This is a genomic window from Bacillota bacterium (assembly GCA_024653485.1).
Lineage (GTDB): Bacteria > Bacillota > SHA-98 > UBA4971 > UBA4971 > UBA6256.
In genome coordinates, this window is sequence record JANLFY010000002.1 from 91,203 (window position 1) to 114,430 (window position 23,228).

At 61.8% G+C, this 23,228-nt stretch carries 22 protein-coding genes; 18 read left to right on the forward strand and 4 right to left on the reverse strand.

Translation table 11 applies throughout. The features are described from left to right. Positions 1–29: 29 nt before the first annotated feature. Both pstC and NUW12_01955 read right to left on the reverse strand, forming a co-directional pair. Complete coding sequence (gene pstC / locus NUW12_01950; GenBank protein ID MCR4401536.1) at positions 30–929, reverse strand: phosphate ABC transporter permease subunit PstC; 900 nt, start codon at positions 927–929, stop codon at positions 30–32. A 14-nt stretch (positions 930–943) separates the two neighbouring features. After that, the gene (locus tag NUW12_01955; protein MCR4401537.1) at positions 944–1,894 is read right to left on the reverse strand and encodes a phosphate ABC transporter substrate-binding protein; all 951 of its coding nucleotides are present in this window, start codon (positions 1,892–1,894) and stop codon (positions 944–946) included. A 582-nt stretch (positions 1,895–2,476) separates the two neighbouring features. Between NUW12_01955 and NUW12_01960 the strand changes: the two genes are divergently transcribed. The 15 genes from NUW12_01960 to NUW12_02030 all read left to right on the forward strand — a co-directional run bounded on the left by NUW12_01960 (position 2,477) and on the right by NUW12_02030 (position 17,176). Beyond that, positions 2,477–3,829 carry an L-serine ammonia-lyase, iron-sulfur-dependent, subunit alpha gene (locus NUW12_01960; GenBank protein ID MCR4401538.1) on the forward strand — a complete coding sequence of 451 codons (1,353 nt, stop codon included), beginning with the start codon at positions 2,477–2,479 and terminating at the stop codon, positions 3,827–3,829. A 283-nt stretch (positions 3,830–4,112) separates the two neighbouring features. Further along, the gene (locus tag NUW12_01965; protein MCR4401539.1) at positions 4,113–5,030 is read left to right on the forward strand and encodes a nitroreductase family protein; all 918 of its coding nucleotides are present in this window, start codon (positions 4,113–4,115) and stop codon (positions 5,028–5,030) included. 111 nt (positions 5,031–5,141) lie between these two features. Then, a complete protein-coding gene (locus tag NUW12_01970; protein MCR4401540.1) occupies positions 5,142–5,315 on the forward strand; it encodes a hypothetical protein in 174 nt (57 codons plus the stop codon). Between the two features lie 546 nt (positions 5,316–5,861). Further along, the gene (locus NUW12_01975) at positions 5,862–6,134 is read left to right on the forward strand and encodes a TIGR04076 family protein (protein MCR4401541.1); all 273 of its coding nucleotides are present in this window, start codon (positions 5,862–5,864) and stop codon (positions 6,132–6,134) included. 21 nt (positions 6,135–6,155) lie between these two features. Next, on the forward strand, positions 6,156–7,787 hold the full coding sequence (locus NUW12_01980) for a PucR family transcriptional regulator ligand-binding domain-containing protein (protein ID MCR4401542.1): 1,632 nt from the start codon (positions 6,156–6,158) through the stop codon (positions 7,785–7,787). A 161-nt stretch (positions 7,788–7,948) separates the two neighbouring features. Then, positions 7,949–9,088: an ABC transporter substrate-binding protein gene (locus NUW12_01985; protein MCR4401543.1), complete on the forward strand. Its 1,140-nt coding sequence runs from the start codon at positions 7,949–7,951 to the stop codon at positions 9,086–9,088. A 55-nt stretch (positions 9,089–9,143) separates the two neighbouring features. Then, entirely contained in the window at positions 9,144–9,557 is a 414-nt protein-coding gene (locus NUW12_01990; GenBank protein ID MCR4401544.1) for a 4Fe-4S dicluster domain-containing protein, read from the forward strand. A 63-nt stretch (positions 9,558–9,620) separates the two neighbouring features. Beyond that, positions 9,621–11,570 (forward strand): aldehyde ferredoxin oxidoreductase family protein, encoded by a 1,950-nt coding sequence (locus NUW12_01995; GenBank protein ID MCR4401545.1) that lies wholly within the window; start codon positions 9,621–9,623, stop codon positions 11,568–11,570. A 22-nt stretch (positions 11,571–11,592) separates the two neighbouring features. Beyond that, a complete protein-coding gene (locus NUW12_02000; GenBank protein ID MCR4401546.1) occupies positions 11,593–12,300 on the forward strand; it encodes a flavodoxin family protein in 708 nt (235 codons plus the stop codon). Then, a complete protein-coding gene (locus NUW12_02005) occupies positions 12,297–12,608 on the forward strand; it encodes a MoaD/ThiS family protein (GenBank protein ID MCR4401547.1) in 312 nt (103 codons plus the stop codon). Before NUW12_02000 ends, NUW12_02005 begins: the two co-directional genes overlap by 4 nt. Positions 12,609–12,682: 74 nt before the next feature. After that, positions 12,683–13,561 carry a branched-chain amino acid ABC transporter permease gene (locus NUW12_02010; protein MCR4401548.1) on the forward strand — a complete coding sequence of 293 codons (879 nt, stop codon included), beginning with the start codon at positions 12,683–12,685 and terminating at the stop codon, positions 13,559–13,561. Positions 13,562–13,571: 10 nt separating this feature from the next. Further along, complete coding sequence (locus tag NUW12_02015; protein MCR4401549.1) at positions 13,572–14,558, forward strand: branched-chain amino acid ABC transporter permease; 987 nt, start codon at positions 13,572–13,574, stop codon at positions 14,556–14,558. Between the two features lie 178 nt (positions 14,559–14,736). Further along, positions 14,737–15,504: an ABC transporter ATP-binding protein gene (locus NUW12_02020; protein ID MCR4401550.1), complete on the forward strand. Its 768-nt coding sequence runs from the start codon at positions 14,737–14,739 to the stop codon at positions 15,502–15,504. Between the two features lie 8 nt (positions 15,505–15,512). After that, positions 15,513–16,457 (forward strand): DUF1177 domain-containing protein, encoded by a 945-nt coding sequence (locus NUW12_02025; GenBank protein ID MCR4401551.1) that lies wholly within the window; start codon positions 15,513–15,515, stop codon positions 16,455–16,457. A 14-nt stretch (positions 16,458–16,471) separates the two neighbouring features. After that, positions 16,472–17,176, forward strand: coding sequence for an ABC transporter ATP-binding protein (locus tag NUW12_02030; protein ID MCR4401552.1), 705 nt, complete (start codon positions 16,472–16,474; stop codon positions 17,174–17,176). A gap of 50 nt (positions 17,177–17,226) precedes the next feature. On the opposite strand, the gene NUW12_02035 is transcribed toward NUW12_02030, so the two are convergent. Beyond that, positions 17,227–19,584: a glycyl radical protein gene (locus tag NUW12_02035; GenBank protein ID MCR4401553.1), complete on the reverse strand. Its 2,358-nt coding sequence runs from the start codon at positions 19,582–19,584 to the stop codon at positions 17,227–17,229. A 5-nt stretch (positions 19,585–19,589) separates the two neighbouring features. After that, positions 19,590–20,501, reverse strand: a complete 912-nt coding sequence (locus tag NUW12_02040) for a glycyl-radical enzyme activating protein (protein ID MCR4401554.1) — start codon at positions 20,499–20,501, stop codon at positions 19,590–19,592. A gap of 205 nt (positions 20,502–20,706) precedes the next feature. On the opposite strand from NUW12_02040, the gene NUW12_02045 reads away from it, so the two are divergent. Genes NUW12_02045 through NUW12_02055 form a run of 3 tightly spaced genes read left to right on the forward strand, consistent with a single transcriptional unit; the run spans position 20,707 to position 23,223 of the window. Beyond that, positions 20,707–21,468 carry a GntR family transcriptional regulator gene (locus tag NUW12_02045; GenBank protein MCR4401555.1) on the forward strand — a complete coding sequence of 254 codons (762 nt, stop codon included), beginning with the start codon at positions 20,707–20,709 and terminating at the stop codon, positions 21,466–21,468. Continuing rightward, the gene (locus NUW12_02050) at positions 21,465–22,490 is read left to right on the forward strand and encodes a hypothetical protein (protein ID MCR4401556.1); all 1,026 of its coding nucleotides are present in this window, start codon (positions 21,465–21,467) and stop codon (positions 22,488–22,490) included. The genes NUW12_02045 and NUW12_02050 overlap by 4 nt, the downstream gene beginning before the upstream one ends. Further along, on the forward strand, positions 22,477–23,223 hold the full coding sequence (locus NUW12_02055) for a sugar isomerase domain-containing protein (GenBank protein ID MCR4401557.1): 747 nt from the start codon (positions 22,477–22,479) through the stop codon (positions 23,221–23,223). The genes NUW12_02050 and NUW12_02055 overlap by 14 nt, the downstream gene beginning before the upstream one ends. Positions 23,224–23,228 lie beyond the last annotated feature (5 nt).

Genomic DNA, 23,228 nt, shown 5'->3' on the forward strand with positions numbered 1-23,228 from the left:
GCTTCTGCGTCTTTCTCGCGATGGAGCCGTCATTTCGAACGCCCCCTTGCCGGCGCGCCTGCGAAGAGGCGAGCCACGACATTGAGCAGCGCTATGACGACGAAGAGCACGATCCCAGTAGCGAAGAGCGCTTCCCTGTGTTCGCCCGCGGCGTAGCCCATCTCAAGGGCTATGTTGCTCGTGAGGGTCCGCACGGGCTCGAGGACGGACGAGGGTATCTTCGTGGCGTTTCCCGCGACCATGATGACCGCCATCGTTTCCCCAATGGCTCGACCCATGCCCAGTATCACCGCGGCGATGATCCCCGGCCTCGCCGCCGGCAGGATCACCATCCTTATGGCCTGCCACCTGGTGGCGCCCAGGGCGAGCATACCATCTCTGTAAGCGGCGGGCACAGCTTTGAGTGCGTCGTAGGAGATGCTGACTATCGTTGGCAAGACCATCATTGCGAGCACGATGGCCGCGGCCAGGACCGAAAAGCCCGGCCCACCGAACCAACGTCTGATCAGCGGGACGAGCACGACGAGGCCCATGAACCCGTAGGCGACGGAGGGGATACCGGCCAGGAGCTCGACGCAGGGCTTCAGGACCGAGCTGAGCCTGGCGGGTGCCATCTCCGCGAGGAAGATAGCACAGGCAAGTCCCAGCGGCAGGCCCACCGCGAGCGCGCCGAGCGTGACCGAGAGAGATCCCAGGATCATGGGAAGGATCCCGAACACGCCGCGGCTGGGCGACCACTTCGCCCCGAGGACGAACCGCGCCACGCCGACCTTGTACATTAGCGGCGCCCCTTCGCGGAACACAAACAGGATTATGAGTCCGAGCACGGCTATGGCCGAGAGGGCCATAGCCACGAGAGCCCTCTCGATGATGGCTTCGCCGTATCGCGCCGGACGTCGTACGGGATATTGTGCGGAATTGCCGATCAAGCTCTCGCTCTCCTTCACGGTTGGTCGTCGGCCGATGCGGGCACCAGCCCTTCGGCCTTGAGCAGCCCCTGTCCAGTCGGGCTCAAAACGAAGTCCATGAACTCCTGGGCGTGCGGGCTCAAGGCGCCGCGCACCGCGAATATGAACGGCCTTACGATGCGGTAAGTGCCGTTTTCGATGTTCGGGACGCTTGGGGCGACGCCTGAAACTCTGATGCCCTTGACGCGTCCATCGAGTAGCCCAAGGGAAATGTAACCTATCGCCGCGGGGTCTCCCGCCACGGTCTCTCGCACGGCCCCGTTGGAATCCTGAACGATCGCTGCGGGCGTGACCTCGCTGTCTCCCATGACTATCTCATCAAACGAGCCGCGGGTCCCGGAGCCTTCTTCGCGGCTAACCACGTCGATTCTGTGATCCATGCCTCCAACGCGCGACCAGTTCGTGACGCGACCGGCGAAGATGTCTCGGATCTGGTCGATCGTGAGGTCATTGACAGGATTGGACGGGTGGACGATCACGGCGATGGCGTCCCGCGCGATCACTATGGCCTGGAGGGAGCGCTCGTCCTCCTTCAGCGGCCGAGACAGCATCCCGATCTGGGCGACGCCGGTCAGCGCCGCTCTTGCGCCGGCGCTCGAGCCGCCGCCCTGGACGCTCACTGACACATCGGGGTTGATGGTCATGAACTCTTCCGCAAGGAGCTCCGCGAAAGGCTGGACCGACGTGGACCCCGCGACCGTCAGCGACCTCGTGGCGCTGCCGGGGGCCTGACCACCGGGCCGGGAAGGGGTGCCGCAGCCCGTCACAATGATGGCTGTGAGCGCGAGGGTGACCGCCAACGCGAGGCGCAGTAGAACCAGGAGGACCGAAGGATCCCGCGGCCGCGCAGGCGATCCACCCGGCACGAACTCTGCGTGCCCGACGGATGGAGCACCTCGCTCCGCGGACGCTCTGGGCTGCGACATCGCCGACCGCGTTGGTCGGGAAGAAGTAGGCCTGTGCAACGGGACCCTCCCCCTCCTCTTACTCCAGCTTCCTACCCCGGCTTCCGCTCCCGCTCTCATCTCCCAGTGCTCCGCCCCCCCTCATGGGCAGCCAGACAGCCGGGCACCAGGAATCCGACACATCGTTGCGCGCTCCCACTCGCTCACGTGTGCAAGCATGGTGATTTTGCTCGTCCACCATTATAGCACACATCTATGAGTATGGCACTAGCTCGACACCGGGCAAACAGCTTCTGCCTTGGTGTTCCTTGCCTGCTTACCGGGGGCGTGGGGCTTGCGTCACCGAACTGGACGCATTCTGGGCGCACGCGGACACGAGCTTCAGGCTCAGGCTTGAACTACGGCAAACCCCAACGCAGCACGGGAGGACTATGGGTGAGAATAAAGAAAAAGTACACAATCGACAGTGAGAGAACCCTCATCTGCTGTGAGATAGTCGAGCAAGCGCTACGGCGTGGCACGCTGTGATCATTCTAGAGCAGCTTGCTTAGGAGAATACTGCGGTCTTCTTGGGCTCGCGACAGTCGGTCGCGTGTACGCCCAATGTTGTACACCGAGGGGGAGTACTCCGTGGTATCCCTGAAAGAGTTCCTGCAGAGCGAGGTGAAGCCGGCTCTCGGATGCACCGAGCCCGGCGCCGTGGCCCTCGCGGTTGCCAGAGCATGTGAAGAGCTGGACCGAGCTAGAGTGCACTCGGTGAAGGTGGTCGTGAGCGACAGCGTCTACAAGAACGGCATGGCGGTAGGGATCCCAGGCTCAAACGGGGCGAAGGGGAATGCCGTGGCCGCCGCGCTCGCCGTATTCACCGGACGGTCCGCATATGGGCTCGAGGTGCTGAAAGATTCCAGACCCTCCGATGTCGCGAGAGCCGAGGAATGGGTGCGAACCGGCCGGGTAAAGGTCTTGAGGCATCCGGAGAAGTCGGGAGTGTACGTGGAAGCGGTTGTGAGCTCGCAAGGCACGCCCTGCCACGAGGCCTCGTGCGTCATCGAGGGCGAGCACTCCAACATCGTCAAGGTGACCATCGACGGCAAGGTGGTTTTCGAGAAGCCGCTGTTGCGGGAGGATGAGTCGGGGGATGCCGTCCGGTCAGCGAGAGATGGCTCCGTGTCCGAAGCCATCGGCACCATGACTTACAGCGAGGTCATAAGGCTCGCAGATCAGATGGATGACGAGGACGTCCGTTTCCTCATGGAAGGCGCAAGGCTCAACAAAAGGATCGCTGAGTATGGCCTTGAGAAGGGCTCGATCTCCGGCTTGGGCCTCGGCAAGGGCATGAAGACCCTCCTGGACCAGAGGAGGCTCGGAGAAGACCTCGGATACCTCATCAAGGCTTATTGCTACGCAGCGGCTGACGCGCGGATGGCGGGCGCGCCGCTTGCGGTGATGAGCAGCGCCGGTAGCGGGAACCACGGCATCACGGCCGTGCTGCCCGTGTACCTTGTGGGCGAGGCCTTGCTCAAGAGCGAGAGAGAGGTGGCTCGAGCTATCGCTCAGAGCCACCTGTCGACCAGCTTCGTGAAGAGCAGGATAGGCCGGCTTTCTTCCGTCTGCGGGTGTGTCGTGGCCGCCGGAGCCGGGGCCGCTGCAGGCATGGTATTCCTGATGGGTGGCGACGAGAAGGGAGCGATTCAGGCGATGCAGACGGTCCTGGCGGACACCGCGGGCATGGTGTGCGACGGAGCCAAGGAGAGTTGTTCGCTGAGGGTGGGGGTGGGGGCTGGGGAGGCGTACCTGGCCGCGCTTTTCGCCCTCGAGGGCATGGGGTTCTCAACTCCTCAAGGCCTTGTGGATACATCCATCGAGAAGACTATTGACAACGTGAAGCTGCTGAACAAGGTGGGCATGCGGCAGGTCGACAGCGTCCTGATAGATATCATGGAATCAAGGAACTAGCTCGCGTCGCGGACCGTAGCCGGCTGCCGCTTCGCGCGTCCGAGAAGCTCTCGAGCGGGCGACTTCCGATGGGGCTCGGCGTCTTGCTGAACGGATAGCGCGTGCCGAACGGATAGCGCGACACGGACGGATCTTCGGGAAGACGGGCGCTCGGCAGAAGGACATCGCTGCCCGCTCCAGGTGTCGACACCGGCACGCGTAGACGGTAGACGAGAGAACAGCCCGTCCCCTGTGACAACAACTTGACAGCGAGGGACAATGCAGCAATCAAGAGGTGGTTCAGGTGAGAGAAGCAGCATCCGACAAGCACGTAACCCTGCGTCTCCTGATGGAGCGGGCGAGCTGTCGCAACTTCACCGATGACAAAATCCCGCCGGACGTTCTGCGACAGGTGCTCGAGGCAGGCATCCAGGCGCCTACCGGAGGCAACCTGCAACCGTACAGCATAATCAAGATAGAAGACCAAGCCGCCAAGGACAAGCTGGCCAAGATGTGTGAGGACCAGCCCTTCATCGCGCGAGCGCCTGTGGATCTCCTTTTCTGCATAGATCTGCATCGTTTGGAACGCTGGGCCGCCCTTGAGGCCGCTCCCTTCACCGCCAGAAAGAGCTTCAGGCACTTCTGGATCGCCTTCCAGGATACCGTGATGTGTGCCCAGAACATCTGCACAGCGGCGGACGCGCTCGGGCTCGGATCGGTGTATGTCGGCAGCGTGCTCGAGTGCTTCCGCGAGCTCCGCGAGATGTTCAGCCTGCCTTGCGGGGTGTTTCCCGTCGTGCTCCTCTGCTTGGGTTATCCCACCAAGGCCCCCCGACCCTCGAGGCGTCTAGGTGTGGACGTGGTGGTTCACGACGAGGCGTACCGCGAGATGAACGACGCCGAATTGGTCGAGGCGTTTCGTGCAAAGTACCCGGGCCTCAGAGTGCAGCCCACGGTCGAGCGACTAGAGGAGATCGGCGAGGTTTGCAGCGCCGTGGGCGGCGACGCTCTGGCTCGTGAGTGTCTAGCGCGAATCCAGGCCCAGGGGTTCATAAACGCGGCTCAGAGATACTTCGGCCTGCACTACCGGGCCGACCTGATGCCCCAAGGCAGCCGCGAGTACCTGGAAACGCTGAGGGACTTCGGGTTCGAATGGGCAGACTGCTCGCAAGATCCCGAGAATGCAAGCGATCGAACCTCGGGGTCCGCGCATTCCGACTGACGAGCTCCCTCATGTTTCCTCTTGAGGCTCCAAATCCCATGTACGCACGGTGAGCCTTTCCGCTCTGCAGGGGAATCCTATGTGAGCGAAAAGCGCACGGGAGGTGCAACCATGGGTCCTAAGAGTACGAGCTGGATCGTGGTGGTCTTGGGGGCGGCGGTGTCTGCCGTGGGTCAAGTCATGAGGCCCGGGGAGCTGGGCTCTGGAATCCTGGGATTCGGCCTCGCTCACGTGCTGCTGGGCTTCCTCGACATGCTCAGGCCGACCGTGAGACAGCGCTCGTGAACACCGCACCAGGAGGCGAGCGCGCCTGAAGCGCGCCTGCAGGGCGGCAGGTTTGCGGATGCCGCCGTGCCTCCGCGGCGGACGCCTAGAACGCCTATCTGGCGGGAGCCGTGAGAATGCGCCCGGTCGGCTGTGAGTGTCGCATCGCTTGGAGGGCGAGCAATCCGCAAGGGTGAATCCTGCAAGCCACGGCGCAGCACGGCGTTGAAAGAGTGAAGCCCAGCGGGTGCCTGTTCCTCCTTTCAGACGGGTACCCGTTCCCTCTCGCACACTTCCACGTATCGCCGCTTCCCCGCACGCTTGCGGGCGGCGCTGCGCGGAGGTGTTTTCTTTCCCACCCCTGGACTCGCGGAACACCCCAGACCAAAGAATATCGGTGAAACCTCGGCGGTCGCTGTCTCCTCCACGGCTTACCATTAAATACCAGCGCACAATGTCAAACATTGACAGAGTCACTTCGCCTTTGGTGTCGAATATCGAAGGAGAGCGAACGGACTGTCGATCCTTGTAACGACTCGTCGATTCCGCGGTGGGGAGGGCTCACTGGTGGGAGCTATCTACGACCTAGTCATTACGGTTAAAGACCAGAAAGGCTCATGTGCCTTGGGCCACAGAGTCGGGGACAGGTTCTACGTCAGAAAGGGGGCCAGCCCTTCCGGACTATGCATGACCGCCATGGCCGCGCTCATCCCCGCCGTGTCCGTGCTCATGGTGGGAGGCAGCTTCCCGTGGGAGGACGACCCTGATTCGTGTTGCCGGACGTGCCAGGACCGGCAGAATCCCGTGACGTTCGAGATCAGGAGGCTCGCGTCTTCCTAGCGAGTCAGCGAGGTGAGCCGGGTGGCGATCACAGTCGCGGAAGCTCTCAAGATCGGCGGGCTACGGCGCGGTCAGCTGGTCGCGGGCGCGCGAAACGCGGGGAACGTCATTCAGCACATCGACACGATGGAGGTCCCCGACATACGGCCCTGGTTGAGGAAGAACGAACTCCTCGTGACCACCGCGTATGCCATCAGAGATGACATCCCCGCGCTTACCCGTTTGATCGAGGCGCTCGCGGATGTCAAGGCGGCCGGGCTCGTCATAAAGCCGGCGCGGTTCATCGGGGAGTTGCCCGAGGCCGTGGTCAAGACCGCCGAAGAGTTGGGTGTGCCGCTCGTAGAGATCCCGGCGGACGTGCCGTTCATCGAGATCACGCATCCGCTCATGAAGGCCATTCTGAGCAGACAGGCACGTTATCTTGAGTACTCGGAAACAGTCCACCGGGAGCTGCTCCGCGTCGAACTCGAGGGCCAGGGTTACGGCTCGATCGCCGCCACACTGAGCTCCTTGCTCGACGCGGGGATCGTGGTGTACGACACCGACTTCAACGTCATGGCCTCTGTTGGAGAGCCCGAGCTGATTCCCACAACGGAACAACGGCTGTACTTGAGTAAGCTGAACGGACAAGGCCGCACGCGCATCGGCGACTCTTCGTGGGAGTACTGCTGCCAGCCGGTGCGCGTGAAGAGGAAGGTCTTGGGTTACATCGCGGTATCGGAACGAAACAAGCAGCTAAACGACATGGAGCTCACAGCCCTGGAGCACGCATGCACAGCCGTCGCTCTAGAGATCACGAAGCAGCAGGCCGTGTCTGAAGCGAGCAAGCGGCTGGAGATGGATCTCTTCGACGATCTGCTCGACGGGTCGGTGAAGATGGAGGAGGTGGCCGAAGGCCGTGCGAGGGCGCTTGGCTGGCCCGTAGGGCGACCGTTCTATGTCATAGTCGCCCGTGTTGATGACTTTGAGAAGAAGACCGCTCGGATCGAAGGAGAGCACCTCACGCAGTCGGTCAAACATCGAATAGCACGTGCCGCTGGAAAGGCCGTTGCTTCACAGCTGGGATCCGGGCAGGAGCATGCGTCCGCGGTGTTCATGCGAGGAGACAGCCTGGTCTGCCTCGTCCCTGCCTCAGAGGAACTCGTGCGGCAGCGGGCGTGCATCGTTCAGGCCGTGCAACGCGCCGTCGCTGCACTCGACGCAAGGCTCTCCCTTTCGACAGGGATCTCGAGCGTAAGAACGCAGCTCACTCAGGTCCCGACGGCGTACAAGGAGGCGCGCAACGCGGCGAGTATCGCCCGCTCTCTTTACGGCGGGGGTGGAGTGGTCCACATAGAGGATGTCGCGCTGTACGCGTTGCTTCTGGATAGCGTGGAACGTCCGCTCCTAGATGGCTTCTGCAAACGCATCCTCGGGCCGCTTTTCGAGGATCGAGAGGGAGCTGCCATGCCGCTGATAGAGACCCTGGAGGCCCTCACATCATGCAATGGATCCCGGGTAGAGGCCGCTCGTAAGCTGTTCATACACAGGAATACCTTGGCATATCGCATAAAAAAGGCCGAAGAGCTGCTCGGAAAGGACCTCGCGGATCCTGAATACCTGCTCGCCCTGTCTGTAGCCCTCAAACTGCGACGCATCCTGGCAAGCCGCTAGTCAGCAGATGACGCCCAACGTTGGATCTCGAAGCCCAACATCGGATTTCAGTGTGCGGCGTGCACAATACGGTCGCCTGTTATTCGTGCACCCGTCACGCAGGGAAAACATGCAGAAACAAGGAATAACCTTGCAACGGGAAAGAAGGAGGGATAGGCACCATGTCATCCAGGCAGAGAGTCAGTCTACTCCTGTGTCTTGCTTTCCTCATGACGTCAGCAACCATGGCTGTTCACGCGCAGTCGAAGGTGGTAAGAATCGGCGTGTTCGCTCCTCTCTCCGGGTCCATGGCCGTCGCCGGACAGCACCAGAACGACGGCATCCGCTTCGCAGGAGACGAGATCAACGCCGCGGGCGGCATCCTGGGGTACAAGCTCGAGTTCGTGTTCGAGGACGATGAGGGCATCCCTGCAAACACGGTCAACATCATGAACAAGCTGTTGTACCGCGACAAGGTAGTGGCCACCATGGGAAGCAACAACAGCCCAAGCGTCCTCGCGGTGCTCGACGTGATCAAGCGTGCTCAGACGCCGCACATAGTGCCCAGCGGAGTGGCGTACGCCATTACCCACTCCGGCAATCCGTGGGTGTTCAGGGTCACGGCTACCGACGAGGTGTTCACGAAAAAGCTGGTCGACTACGGAGTCAGCGAACTGGGCTTTTCGAAGTTCGCCATCATCTTTGACACGAACGACTACGGCCAGGGCGGAAGGGACCTTGTGATCAAATGGTTGAAAGGTCACGGTTTGTCCCCCGTGGCGGTCGAAGGATACAACAAGGAGACCAAGGACTTCACTCCGCAGCTCATGAGCATCAAGAACGCAAGCCCCCAGGCTCTCATCATCTGGGGCAACTACACCGAGGGGGCGCAGCTTGTCCGGCAGATCAGATCCATGAACCTTCCGTTCCAGGTCATGGTATCAACGGGTGTCACTATCGGGAACTTCTACGAGCTGGCGGGCAGCGCGGCCGACGGAATCATCGGCATAACGGGCGGCTGGCATCCGGAGCGTTCAGATGCCCGCGCCGTCGATTTCATTGAAAGATTCAAGAAGGCAAAGGGTTACGTGGCCGATATGAATGTGGCATGTGGCTATGATGCGGTCATGCTCCTAGCCAAGGCCATGAAGGAAGCCGGCACGGTCACCGACAGGGCGAAGATCCGTGAAGCTTTGTCCAAGGTGACGCTGGACGGGATCACAGGAAAGATCGCCATCAACGAGAACGGCGATGGCGGGACCGAGGCCATCCTGTTCAGGGTGAAGGACGGCAAGCCCGTTCTGATACAGTCCAAGAAGTGACGAGGCCACACGATGTCACGATGTCGGGGGAGGATGTGTGGAGGGAGGATGAGCGATGGGACATGCGTTGGTTACGGATCCGGCAAGGTGCACGGGGTGTCTGCAGTGCGAGCTGGCGTGCTCTTTGAAGCACGAAGGCGTGTTCGCTCCCTGGCTTGCTCGAGTCGTGGTTCACAGAGAGCCTGAGACGTGCCGTGCCTTTCCCAACGTGTGCCGCCATTGCGACGATCCGCCTTGTGTTCGTGCCTGTCCTGTTGGGGCTCTAAAGCCTTCTCCCGCGACAGGTGCGGTGTACGTCGACGTGGTCGAGTGCATAGGTTGCCGAGAGTGCCTCGAAGCGTGCCCCAATGGATCCATATCTTTCGATCCTGACAAGGGAGTGGCGCTGAAGTGTGACCTCTGCAACGGTGAGCCAGCCTGCGCGAAGGTATGTCCTAGCGAAGCGATCACTATGGAGCGGTGTGGATAATACACCCCGCCGCGGAGTCACCGTCTTGCGAGGCCAGGAAACCCGGCCGGAGGAGGGCCGATGATGAGTAGCGGCTGCGACATTATTGTTCTACGCGTCGATCTCTCACAACGTTGCACTAGTGTAGAAAGGCTTCCGCTTCAGGACGCTGTAAGGTTTCTAGGTGGCCGGGGCCTGGCCTCGCGTATTCTTTTCAGCGAGACGGGTCGAGGATCGGACCCACTCGGAGACGAGGCCGTGCTCGTCTTCGCGCCCGGCCACCTCACCGGCACGTGCGCCCCGACCGCGGGAAGAACGACGGTTGTGGGCAAGAGCCCTGCTACCGGGCTCTTCATGAAGTCGAGCATGGGTGGGCACTGGGGTGCTGGGCTCAAGTTCGCGGGGTACGACATTCTCGTGGTCCGTGGGACGGCTTCTCGTCCGACGTACCTGCTTATTACGGACACCGTGGTTCAGTTCGGGGATGCCTCACACTACTGGGGCCTTGACGTTCGGGAGACGAGCCGGCGGATGGCCAAGGAACTTGCCATGCCCGACGTGGACGTCGCCTGTATCGGCCCTTCCGGTGAAAACAATGTCAAGCTCGCCGGGATTATGTGCACCTACTACCACGCGGCCGCGAGGGGCGGCCTTGGCGCTGCGCTTGGGGCGAAGAACTTGAAGGCCATCGCCGTGCGGGGGCACACTCCCATGAGGCTGGCGGACCCTGCTAGGTTCTGGGACGTATCTGAGCAAGTCCGCAGGCGAATCGTCGCTACCGGCAGGTGCAAGTTTTACGGAAAGTACGGTACAGCCGGGGTAGTGGTTGGGACGAACGAAATGGAGGCATTGCCCGTTCAGAACTTTCGACGCGGCTACATGGAGAACGCCTACTCGATAAGCGGGCAGTGCCTGACCGAAAAGGGCTACCTCGTCCGACGGGAGTCTTGCTTTGCGTGTCCCATTGCGTGCAAGAGGTATTCCGCGGCGCGCGAGAAACATCCGGGGTCGGAGGCAGGAGGACCGGAATACGAGACGGTCGCAGCCTTTGGGGCAGGCTGCCTCCTGGAAGACATGGACGACAACCTCAGAGCCAACGAGCTCTGCAACATCCTCGGCCTCGATTCGATATCCACTGCCTCCGTGATACAATGGGCGTTCGAATCAGCGGAGCGAGGCGTGGTTCCCGAGTACGTGGATGACGGGCGTGGAGGCCGCATCCGTCTGGCCTGGGGCGACGCCGACGCCGTCCTGGCTTTGATAGAGATGATCGCGTACAGGAGAGGATTCGGTGACGTCCTTGCCGATGGGGTTCGCGCCGCTGCTCAAAAGGTAGGGGGAGACTCCTGGAGATGGGCGGTGGAGGCCAAGGGCTTGGAGCAGTCGCGTGTCGAGACGCGCATGGCAAAGGCCTACGCTCTCGCTTTCGCCACGAACCCCAGAGGGCCCGACCACCTGTACGGACAACCGATGGCGGAGTTCGGGTTCTCCCCGGAAGCGCGCGATCTCGTCAGGCGCCTGACCGGCGACGCAAAGTACGCTGACCCTGTGATCACGGATCACAAACCGAAGCTCGTGGCATGGCACGAGGAGTGCTTTGCGATGACCGACAGCCTCGGGCTCTGCTCCAGGGCGACCCTTTCTACTTATGCTATCACGCCGGCCATGATGGCCGAGATGCTCTCCGCAGCAACCGGCCTCGAAGTCACGGAAGACGAGATGCACCAAGCCGCAAGGCGCGTCATCAACCTGGAACGCGCGTTCAACGCTCGTGAAGGAGCCGGCCGGAAGGACGACAGGCTTCCATGGCGCTTGATGCACGAAGAGCTCCCCAACTCCAGGGGCATCAAAGCCGTGAACTCGGAGGAGGAGCTGGGGACGATGTTGGACGAATACTACGACATCCGGGGCTGGGACCGCGATAAGGGCATCCCGAAGGCGTCAACCCTGGTCAGCTTGGGATTGGGGGACGTCGCGTCCGCCCTACGTACCGCCACGGCCGCGAGGGAGCCTTCCCAGGCCGGCAAACCCTAGGTCTGTGAGGAGGAAGGTGCGAATGAACGTCCGGGTGGTCGGGATCTCCGGAAGCCCTCGTCACGCCAACACAGACATCATGGTCAAGGAGGCGCTCGCCGCAGCGGCGGATGTGCCCGGGACGACGACGGAGTTTGTTTCGCTCGCGAACAAGAAGATCACGGGCTGCGTCAACTGTAGGGGGTGCGTCCGTAAAGGATATTGCGTCGTCCAGGATGACTGGCAAGAATGCGCAAGGCCACTCATCGACCCGGTGCCCGACGGCGTCATCATCGGTGCGGCCGTTTACTTCTTCAACATCAACTCTCAGGCGAGGGCCTTCATGGAGAGGTGCACGTCGCTGCTAAAAGGGCTCTTCTTTCCGGAAGCGGTCCAGAAGCCGCCCGATTGGAGCAGGACGGTGGGCGCAGGGCTGGCTGTCGGTTTCGATCGTCACGGAGGACAGGAGCACGCGATCTCCAGCATCATCCATTGGTTTCTCATAAACAACTTCGTCTGCGTAGGGGGCAGCCACGTCGGCTACATAGGGGCGCCCGGATGGCTCATGGGTGCGAACGATCGCGACTCGATCCTACGCGACACCGAGCTCGGCCTGAAGGCGTGCCGGATTGTCGGACGACGCGTCGCCGAGACGGCTGCCCTGCTGAAGGCGGGCCATGAAACCCTCAGTGGCAGTGGCAGGGCGTGGGACTCCAGAAAAGAGTGGAACGTCCCGGGGGAATCGCAGTGAGGATCACGGTCAACGTGTTCGGCTCCATCAAAGGTCCGTTCAGCTCCGAGGTGGACCTCGAAGAGGGGGCGACTGTGGCGGACGTGGTCGCCTGGCTGAGAGGCGCCGACCGGCTGCCTCAGGTTTTCGAGGAGTGCCGCGACGTCCGCGAGACCCGGGCGGCCCGCGAGGCCGCGGAGACCCAAGACGTGCTCGGAGGCCTCTTGGTCGTCGTGAACCACGTAAACGTGAGCGTTCTCGACGGACCGCACACGGCGCTCAAAGAAGGAGACAGGGTGACTGTTCTCACAGCCATGGCAGGGGGGTGAAGGGCGCAGACGCGCCGGGCCACCCTGTCGTCGTGGTGACATGTCATTGGCCGCGCTATCGGGAGTGTTGTTTGGTGTTCCGATTCGGTGTATCCGACTTCCTTCAAGTCGTCCTTTCGGGCGTAGCCATGGGCTCGATCTACGCTCTCATGGCGCTCGGATTCACTATCATATACAACGCCTTGAGGCTCATCAACTTCGCCCAGGGAGACATGTTCATGCTCGGAGCGACCTTCGGGCTGACATTGTTCGTCATGTGGCGCCTGCCGTTCTCCCTCGCTTTCGTGTTGACCGGGCTGGCGGTGGCAGTCGTGGGGATGATAATAGAGAGAACGGTCTTTCGTCCGCTGAGGCGTTACCCCGTCCTCAACCTCATAATAGCGACCATCGGCATTTCCATAACCTTGCGGGCGCTCGCCCTGATAATATGGGGGTCTCAAGCGCTCCTCTTTCCGCCCGTCTTCGGGGACAAGCCGATCTGCGTCGGTGGGCTCGTAGTGATGCCCCACTACTTGTGGATCATAGCCATCGCCGTTGCTATCATCGCGCTGCTCCAAGCCTTCTTCACCCTCACCCTACCGGGGAAGGCCATGAGGGCCACGGCTCAGAACCGCGACGCCGCCTCCCTCATGGGGATCAACGTCTTTCGCATGGATGCGCTTGCGTCCGCGATTAGCGCGGGTCTCGGAGGCCTGGGTGGCGTGCTCATCGCCCCGGTGTTCTTCGTGACCACGGAGATGGGGGCGCTAGCGGGGCTCAAGGGTTTCGCCGCTGCCGTCTTGGGTGGGTTCGGCACGATTCCTGGAGCGATCGTGGGAGGGCTGGTGCTTGGAGTGAGTGAGAGCTTCGCGGCGACGGTCGCATCCACATACAGGGACGCTGTGGCCTTCATTATCCTGATCGCAGTTCTCTTGTGGCGGCCCAGCGGCATCATGGGGCCGAAGACGCGATAGGGGGTTGTTCATGGCAGCACCGAGATTGACCTCCAGCACAACACGGCAAGTGCTCGTCATAGCGGCTGTATGCCTGGTCCCGGTGGTCCTGCGCAACAACTACTACGTCCACCTCGCCAACACCGCCATGATAACCATGATCGTCGCCACCGGCCTGAACCTCCTCACGGGGTACTGCGGCCAGATCTCCATAGGCCATGCGGCGTTCTGGGCAGTGGGAGCGTATACCTCAGCTCTCTTGACGACGAGGCTAGGTTGGTCGTTCTGGGCGGCGCTGCCTGCGTCGGGACTCACGGCCGGCGCGCTCGGGTACGTGATCGGTCGACCCACCCTGCGCCTCAAGGGTGCCTACCTGGCGATCGCCTCCATTGGTGTGGGAGAGATCGTTCAGCTGGTGCTGCTCAACTGGACGAAAGGAACGGGGGGCGCCCTTGGGATCAAGGGAATACCCCTTCCAAGGGTGTTCGGGTTTGAGTTGGTTACAGAAGTCCATATGTTTTATCTCATCCTCGCCGTTTTCGTTCTGGTCTTCTGGATCAATGACGGGATCGTGGGATCGCCCATTGGGCGGGCGTTTCTGGCCATACGTCAGAACGAGGTGGCCGCGCAGTTCATGGGCGTCGACATCGCGCGTCTCAAAGTCCTCGCGTTCGTGACGAGCACGGTGTACGCAGGCGTGGCCGGCAGCCTCTTCGCCCACCTGCAAGGGTACATATCGCCTTACGGATTCGGCTTCAAGGAGTCGGTGGGCGTCTTGTGCATGGTCCTCGCCGGAGGCATGGGCTACAGGTGGGGGCCGGTAATCGGTGTTCTTCTGCTGACGGTCGGGCGCGAGAGCTTCCGATACTTTCAAGACTACCAGCTCGTGGTGTACGGCCTCCTGCTGATCATCGTGATCGTGTTCATGCCCAAAGGAGTGGCTGGGTCGGTTCCGGAGCTTGCCAGCAGGTGGCACCGCCTGGTCGCGCGCCGGAACGCGCGCCGGAACGAGAGCTAGGACGCGCTGGGACGCGCACCGGGGCGACCCCAGCTAGGTCGCTCTTGTCTCCACAAACGCGGGCCGCGTACTTGGCGTCATCCAGGGCCCCGACGGGGGCGACCGGGATTTTGCGACCGGACTTGACCGCGACGTCGCGGTGAGAGCGCAGCGTTGTGCATGTGGGGGAGAACCAGGAATGGCAGTCATCCTTGATGTGCGTAACCTCTCCAAGACGTTTGGGGGACTAGTCGCCATAGACGACCTCTCCCTTCAGGTCGACAAAGGGACCATCCACGCGATAATCGGTCCCAACGGGTCGGGTAAGACGACTTTCTTCAACTTGGTGACCGGGATGTACGCGCCTGACGGCGGGGAGATCCTGTTCGACGGCGAGCCCGTCAACGGACTCTTGCCACACGCGATAGCCAGGAAGGGAATCGGGCGCACTTTTCAGAACCTGCTCCTCTTCGGAGACATGACGGCCGTGGACAACGTCATGGTGGGTCTCCAGTGTCGCAACGGTTATTCTCTCATGGAGGCGATCCTGAGGCGGGGGGCAGGCGCGACCGACAAGATGTACAGCGAAGCAGCCAGACTCCTCGATTTCGTCCGGATGGGCGGCGCGCGCGATCAGCCGTCCAGGTATCTATCATACGGCGATCAGCGTCTGCTGGAGATCGCGCGAGCGCTGGGAACTAGTCCGCGGCTAGTCCTCCTGGACGAGCCTGCGGCGGGCATGAATCCTCAGGAGACAGGTGTCCTGATGAGCACGATTCGTCGCATCCGCGATGAGTTGGGAACGACGGTCATCCTCATAGAACACGACATGAAGTTGGTCATGAACCTTGCGGAGCGCGTGTCCGTTCTGAACTACGGCAGGCTGGTCTCCGAGGGCACCCCGGAACAGGTGAGGAACGACCCCAAAGTGATTGAGGCGTACCTTGGTGTTGCAGAGGAGCAGTGAAATACCGAATGTCGCTGAAACATGTACTAGAAGCCATTGAGTTGCTGGATGGGTGGGTCACTGGAAACGACGTGAGGGAAGCCCTTGAGCGGCACGGGCTTTCCCCCGAGATCGCCACGGTTCAGGGTGAACGAGGCAGGACGGACTTTGTCAACGTGACGGTGGCAGGCAAGGCTGGTAAGAGCGTGGGAGGCTCCGCTCCGACCGTGGGTATCATCGGACGGCTCGGGGGCGTCGGGGCGAGGCCGGCAAGGATCGGCCTCGTGTCGGATGGAGATGGCGCCGTCGCAGCTCTCGCCATCGCGTTCAAGATCGGCGACATGCGACGGCGAGGGGACGTGCTGCCCGGAGACGTGATGATCGCCACTCACGTATGCCCCGATGCTCCGGTCACGCCCCACGAGCCAGTTCCGTTCATGGGATCCCCGGTGGACATGGAGACCCTGAACAGGATGGAAGTCGATCCCCTGATGGACGCGATACTATCGGTCGACACCACGCGCGGGAACCGCACTCTCAATCGACGCGGCATAGCGATCACTCCTGTCGTAAAGGAAGGTTACATACTTCCTATATCTGATGGAATCCTTGATGTCTTTCAGAACGTGACGGGGGAGCTGCCGGTGGTGCTTCCCCTCACGACGTACGACATTACGCCGTATGATAACGGTCTGCCGCACGTGAACAGCATAGTCCAGCCGTCGACGGCCGTGTCTAGCCCGGTGATGGGCGTTGCGATAGTATCTTGCGCGGCCGTCCCTGGTTGCGCCACAGGAGCTACTCAGGCGTTCGACATAGACGCGGCCGTGAGGTTCTGTATCGAGGTTGCCAAGGTCGTCACGGCAGGCGACGGCCATCTGTTCGACCAGGAGGCTTACGAAAGGGCGGTAAGACTCTATGGACGGCTCTCCGTCCTCCAGGCGGCAAACGGGCAGCCAGCCATATCCAGATAAGGAGTAGAGGCCGGATGCTGGAGGTCAAGGGGGTTGAATGCTTCTACGGCAGCATAAACGTCCTCAGGGGCGTCAGCTTCCACGTTGACACGGGGGAGATCGTGGCCCTCATCGGTGCCAACGGCGCTGGCAAGACCACAACCCTGCGCGCCATATCCGGCTTGGTCCGCGTAGCCAAGGGTGACGTGGTGTACGAGGGTCGGAGCATAGCGAACCAGCCCCCTCACGCCATCGTGTCGCAAGGCATCGTTCACGTGCCCGAAGGTCGTCAGGTGTTCCAGGAACTATCCGTGGAGGACAACCTCGTCCTTGGAGCCTACACTGCCAAGCACGCGGCTGACCGGCTCGAGGCGCTCGAACAGGTGTACGAGCGTTTCCCAAGGTTGAGAGAGCGAAGGAGGCAGATGGCCGGGACGCTGTCCGGCGGGGAACAGCAAATGCTTGCGATAGGGCGCGCCCTCATGTCCCGCCCCAAGCTCCTGCTCCTCGACGAACCTTCCATGGGACTCGCCCCCATACTGGTCAGGGAGGTCTTCTCCATCATCGAGGAGATAAGCAGGGGAGGCGCCACTATACTGCTGGTCGAGCAGAACGCGCGAATGGCCTTGAGCCTTGCTGACAGGGCGTACGTCCTCCGGACGGGGACGATAGTGCTCTCCGGCAGCGGACGCGAGGTGGCGGCCAACCCTGAGGTGCGAGAGGCCTACCTCGCGGACTGACTGCGGCTCGCACCCGTCTCGGACGACGGCTGCTCGTCAGAACGAGCTCGTCAGAACGAGTCGTGTTCGGTCCTGGCGATTATCTCGTCCTGCAGGGCCCGGGAAAGGTCGCAGAAGTAGTCGCTGTAGCCTGCGACGCGCACTATCAGGTCGCGGTGACGCTCGGGGTGGTCCTGGGCGTCACGCAGCGTCTGGGCGCTCACCACGTTGAACTGGATGTGATGGCCGCCAAGCCGAAAGTACGTCCGTACCAGGTGCGCGAGGTTGTCGATGCCATCCTCCCCCTCGAGCAGCTTGGGCGTGAACTTCATGTTCAGGAGCGTCCCGCCCGTGAGCACGTGGTCCATCTTCGCCGCTGACTTTATCACTGCGGTCGGGCCTCGCCTGTCCGCCCCCTGGACGGGGGATATGCCCTCGGACACCGGCTGCCACGCCTTTCGCCCGTCGGGGGTTGCTCCCGTGACGGAGCCGAAGTAGATGTGGCAGGTCGTGGGGAGCATGTCGATCCCGTAGCGCCCGCCCTTGGTGTTCGGACGACCATCTACCTCTTCGAAGAATGCGAGAAAGACCTTTCGCATGATGTCGTCGGCAAAGTCGTCATCGTTCCCGTACCGCGGGGTCTGGTTCATCAACATCGCCCGCATTCGCTCGAATCCCTCGAAGTTGCTGCGCAAGGCGCCAAGGAGCTCGTCCATAGTTATGCTGCCTCTGTCGAACACGTGATACTCGATGGCTGAGAGACTGTCGGTTACCGTGCCTATTCCCACGCCCTGGATGTATGTAGTGTTGTACCGAGCCCCTCCGTCGTTGTAGTCCTTTCCGCGAGCGACGCAGTCGTCTATGAGGGTGGACAGGAACGGCGCAGGCATGTACTTGGCGTAGAGCCTCTCTACGGCATTGTTGCCGCGGATCTTCACCTCCACGAAGTAGTGGAGTTGTTCCCGGAAGGCGCGCCAAACTTGATCGAACGATGTAAATTCGGACGCGTCTCCCGTGCGCGGTCCGAGCTGTTTCCCCGTGCGAGCGTCGATCCCGTTGTACAGCGCGAGCTCGAGGATCTTCGGGAGGTTGAGGTAACCCGTCAGGATGTAGCTCTCTTTGCCGAAGGCGCCGGTCTCCACGCACCCGCTCGTTCCGCCGCACCGCGCGTCCTCTACGGACTTACCCTGGCGGAGCATCTCTTGAACGACCATGTCGGCGTTGAAGATGGACGGCTGGCCCCATCCCTTCCTCACTATCCTGAGCGCCCGCTTCAGGAACCTATCGGGATTCTTCGCGCTTAACTGGATATTGGAGCTCGGCTGCAACAGCCTCATCTCGTCGATGACGTCCAGTATGAGATATGTCAGCTCGTTGACCGCGTCCGAGCCCTCGGGCTTGAGACCGCCGTTGTTGATGTTCGCGAAGTCCGTGTACGTGCCGCTTTCGGCCGCCGTCACCCCAACCTTCGGAGGCGCGGGCTGGTTATTGAACTTGATCCAAAAACATTGCAGCAGTTCGCGTGCCTGCTCTTCAGTAAGAGTTCCGTCCTCGAGGCCCTTCTTGTAGAACGGATAGAGGTGCTGGTCGAGCCTCCCGGGGTTGAAAGAATCCCACGTATTGAGCTCGGTGATGACTCCGAGATGAACAAACCAGTACGCTTGCAGCGCCTCCCAGAAGTCGCGGGGCGGGTTCTCAGGGACCCAGTCGCAGATCTCAGCAATACGATCGAGCTCCGCTCGTCGCTGCGGGTCCCGCTCCTTCAAAGCGAGTTCGCGCGCGGCCGCGGCGTGGCGTCTGGCGTATGTGCATATCGCCGCGGCGGCTATATCCATCGCTCGTAGCTCCTCGGCCTTTGATTGGGCCTCCGGGTCATTGAGCCAGTCGAGCGAGGCAAGGCTTTCCGCGATCTCTTCCCGTATCCTCTTGAACCCTTTCCTGTATATCTTGTCGTCCGCCACGGTGTGACCAGGCGCGCGCTGCTCCATGAACTCGGTGAAAATGCCGGCCTCGTACGCGGCCTTCCACTCTCCGGTCATCTCCGCGAAGATGAGGTCCCTCATGGATCTGCCCTTCCAGAACGGGATGATCCTCTCCTCATACACCCTTCTAGTCTCTGGGGACGACGCGAAAGGTATCTTCTCCCGGGCGTGGAGCACCTCGAGATCCTCGAGTGAATGACAGCACAGCTCGGGGTAAGTGGGGGTCGCCTTGGGTTCGGGACCCCTTTCACCCACAATCAGCTCACCGTCGTTGATGCGGATGGCCTTTCGCTCCAAGAGGTGCCGAAACGCGAGCGCGCGTCGGATTGGCGCGGAAACGGTCCGGTCTCTCTCATAGAACTCCGTTACGAGCTCCGCCCTCTCCGTCGAAATGTACGGGGTAGCCTCGAGGCTTTGTTGACGGAGCCTGCATACTCTCTCGGTCATGAGCGTCACCCTCCTATCTTCACCTCAAGCCCGAGCACTCTGAAGAAATCGGCGATGCGGTCCATGCGCCCGGCATCCGGGCCCTCCAACGCTTCGAGGCTGTACGCCCTGCCGAGGCGCTTGTACTTGTCCACTCCAATCTTGTGATACGGGAGCAGGTCGAGGCGCTCCGGGCGCCTGCCCTCTAGTGACGAGATTAACTCCGCGAACCGGCGGAGGCTTTCTTGGTCGTCGTTGACCCCGGGGATCACCGGCACGCGCAGGATCACACTCGCCCCCTTCGCGGTCAGGGCGCGCAGGTTCCCCAAGACATCCTCGTTGGGGAGGCCGACCTTGCGAAGGTGGATCTCGGGGTCTAGGACCTTGATGTCGTACAACCACACTCCCACCAACGGCGCCAGTCTCTCCACGAGTCCCCGGCCGCCGACTCCGCTCGTGTCCACCGCGGTGTGGATGTCTGCCGCACGGCAGGCCACGAGGAGATCCTCGAGGAACTCTGGCTGCGCGAGCGGCTCGCCCCCGCTAAATGTCGCGCCTCCTCCCGATTCGTCGTAGAAGATCCTGTCGCGCTCGAGCTCCCGCATGACTTCGTCCACGCTCACCAGCCGCCCGACCACGGTCCGGGCGTCGAAGCGGCACGCGCGGACGCACATGCCGCACGCCGAGCACTTGCGGCGCGACGTCTCGGGACACCCGCCCACCATCTCTATCGCGCCCACCGGGCACGCCTCGGCGCACGCCCCGCACCCGGCGCACCTACGCTCCCAGAACATGATCTCTGGGCTCGGATCCTGGCTCTCCGGATTGTGGCACCATTCGCATCGCGCGGGGCACCCTTTGAAGAACACTGCGGTGCGTATTCCCGGTCCGTCGTGGACCGAGTATCGTCGGATGTCGAAGACCAGACCTTGTCGCACGCGACCGGGCTCCTTTGCCTCACTACAGGTTTACGCTGAGCGAGGGCGATCTGATGAAAAACACAATTCGACGCGGCTCACCCGAAACCCTATCCAAGAAAAAGTCCAGGGGCAAGCAGGATTCTCGCGCGGGACAGCGAACCCAAGTAATGCATTATTAGTAGCATTAATAGTATTAATGTGATGAGAAGGTGATGAGCGAGCCTTGAGAGCGGACGCAAAGTTGCCACACTACTTGAGGATCAAAGCAGATCTCCAGAATCGCATCCTTTCAGGGGATCTTGCACCGGGAGATCGCCTTCCATCCGAGGCTGAGCTGAGTCGGGAATTCGGAGTCAGCATGTCGACGATCAAGAGGGCGATAGCGGCGTTGGTCTCGGATCATCTTCTCGACCGAACCCCTGGGCGCGGCACCTTCGTTACGAGGCCTCAAAGCGCCGGCACCGAGGTGCCCTTGCGCAGCTTCCACGAAGAGATGAGAGCTCGCGGTCTCACGCCGGGGTCCAAGGTGCTGACGAAGGAGATCATCCAGGCCGACGGAGAGCTCGCATGGCAACTGGACTTGCCGGAAGGCAGCGACGTCTACTTCGTCCGAAGCCTGAAGACGGCCGAATCCGTGCCTGTGGCGCTCGAAGAAGCGTATGTCCCGTGTGCGTCTTGTCCCGGATTGTTCGATCACGATCTCGAGGTCTACCCGATCGAACGGCTTCTCGAGGACCGCTATCGTCTTGCGATCTTGAAAGCCTTGGAGTACGTCCATGCGCGCCCGGCGACGCCGGAAGAAAGCGCTCTTCTCGACGCTCGAGACGAGCAGTTGATCCTCATCGTGGCCGACCGGACGGTCGAGGGTATTGGGCGACAGAGGGTCGAGTACTCCAGAACGCTCTACCGTGCCGACCGGTACATATTGCGGTTTCACCTGCGACGATTTGCGGGAGCTTCTGAGGAAAGAGGCGAGCTTGCTTGACGAACGACCCTTGCGAGTCGATATCCATCGGCGTGGACAGCGGCGGCACTAAGACCGTCGGGTGCGTGATTTCGTCTAGCGGAACGGTGTTGGGTCTCGGTTACGGCGGGCCCACGAATATCCTCTTCGTTCCGGAGCGGGACGCGAGACACGCGGTAAGGGAGGCCGTGTTGGGCGCGCTTGGGCAGAGCGGGGCAGCTGGCGGAGCATTTCCGCCGGTGCGGGTGGTCTACCTTTCCGCGCCAGGCTTCCCGGCTGACAGCGCGGAGCGCGCCTTGAGGCCGATAGTCCCAAGAGCGAGAATCGTGGTCGAATCCGACGCGTACGCGGCCTTCCGCGGGGCTCTGCCGCGGGGCGATGGGGTCGTTGTCTTGTCCGGCACCGGCTCCTTTGCTTGCGGGCACTGGCATGGCCGCTGGATCACGACAGGAGGCTGGGGTCCGCTTGTAGGCGACGAGGGCAGCGGATATTGGATCGGTGTGGAGGCTCTCAAAGCGGTTGTGCGCGCGGTCGATGGCCGCGGACCCTCAACCGGGCTACGAGAGGTCTTCCGGCGGACGTTGCATTACTCGTTCGATCGGGAGCTGCGCCACTTCATCTACGGCAACGAATTGAACAGGCAGCGCATTGCAGGCCTAACGCTGCTGGTAGCGCAGGCCGCCAGGGATGGCGATTCTGTGGCGAGAGACATTCTCGAACGCGCCGGCCGGGAGCTGGCGATTCTGGGGTTCAGCGTGGCGGAACGCCTTGGTGCGGATGATGGGCCTCTGGTGGTCTCCGCCACGGGCGGAGTCATGAGGGCTGGATCTATTGTGCTGGAAACGTTTCGCCGCGAAATCGAGCGACTGGTACCTCAGGCACGGTACGTCCCGGCGCGTTTCCAACCATGGGTGGGTGCGGCTCTCTGCGCTCTTGAGCTCGACGGGATCGGAATCACGGACGCTCACTTGACGAGGCTGGAAGAATCCATCGTCCGCCCGGACGAGCCGCGATCGAAGGGAGGAGAGTATGCTACGGGATAAGTACTTCTCGGCCATGAGGACGGTCTTGAGGAGGATAGAGGAAACACAGGGCAGGGCAATAGACGCGGCCGCTTCTCTGATCGTGGAATCTGTAGTGAGCGGGGGTACGTGGAACCTCTACGACACGGGGCACATGCTGATGACGGAGGCGGTGGGCCGCGCGGGTGGACTCATGATGGTGACCCCGATCCGCGTCGAAGTGAAAGTGGAGCACGAATCCAGGCCTCGCGCCATCCCACCCAACCCGAACCGACTCTTTCTCGACCAGATCCGGGACCTCCCGGAATTCATCCTTACCAGAGCGGAGCTGCAAGCGGGGGATGTGTTGATGATTGGCTCCGTGTCGGGCGTGAACGTGTTGCCGGTCGGGCTGGCCATCAAAGCGCGAGAGATGGGGGTCAAGACCATCGGCATCACCTCCGTGGCCGCGTCCGCCCTAATGACCTCGCAGCATGAGAGCGGACGCCGCCTGTACGAGGTCGTGGATCTGGTTCTGGACCAGTGCGTTCCGTACGGAGACGCGCTGGTGGAGGTGAGCGCCCTCGACGGCCAGCACATCTGCCCCGCGTCGGGAATCGCGGCCGCCTACTTGATGTGGGCGCTCCAAGCGACAGTGATCGAGCTTCTGGTAGAACGGGGCTTGCGCCCGAGCGTGTATCTGAGCAATCACCTTCCTGGGGCGGGTGAATTCAACGCAGCTATGCGGCTACGGTATCGCAGCCAAGGGTTCTAGGTGTC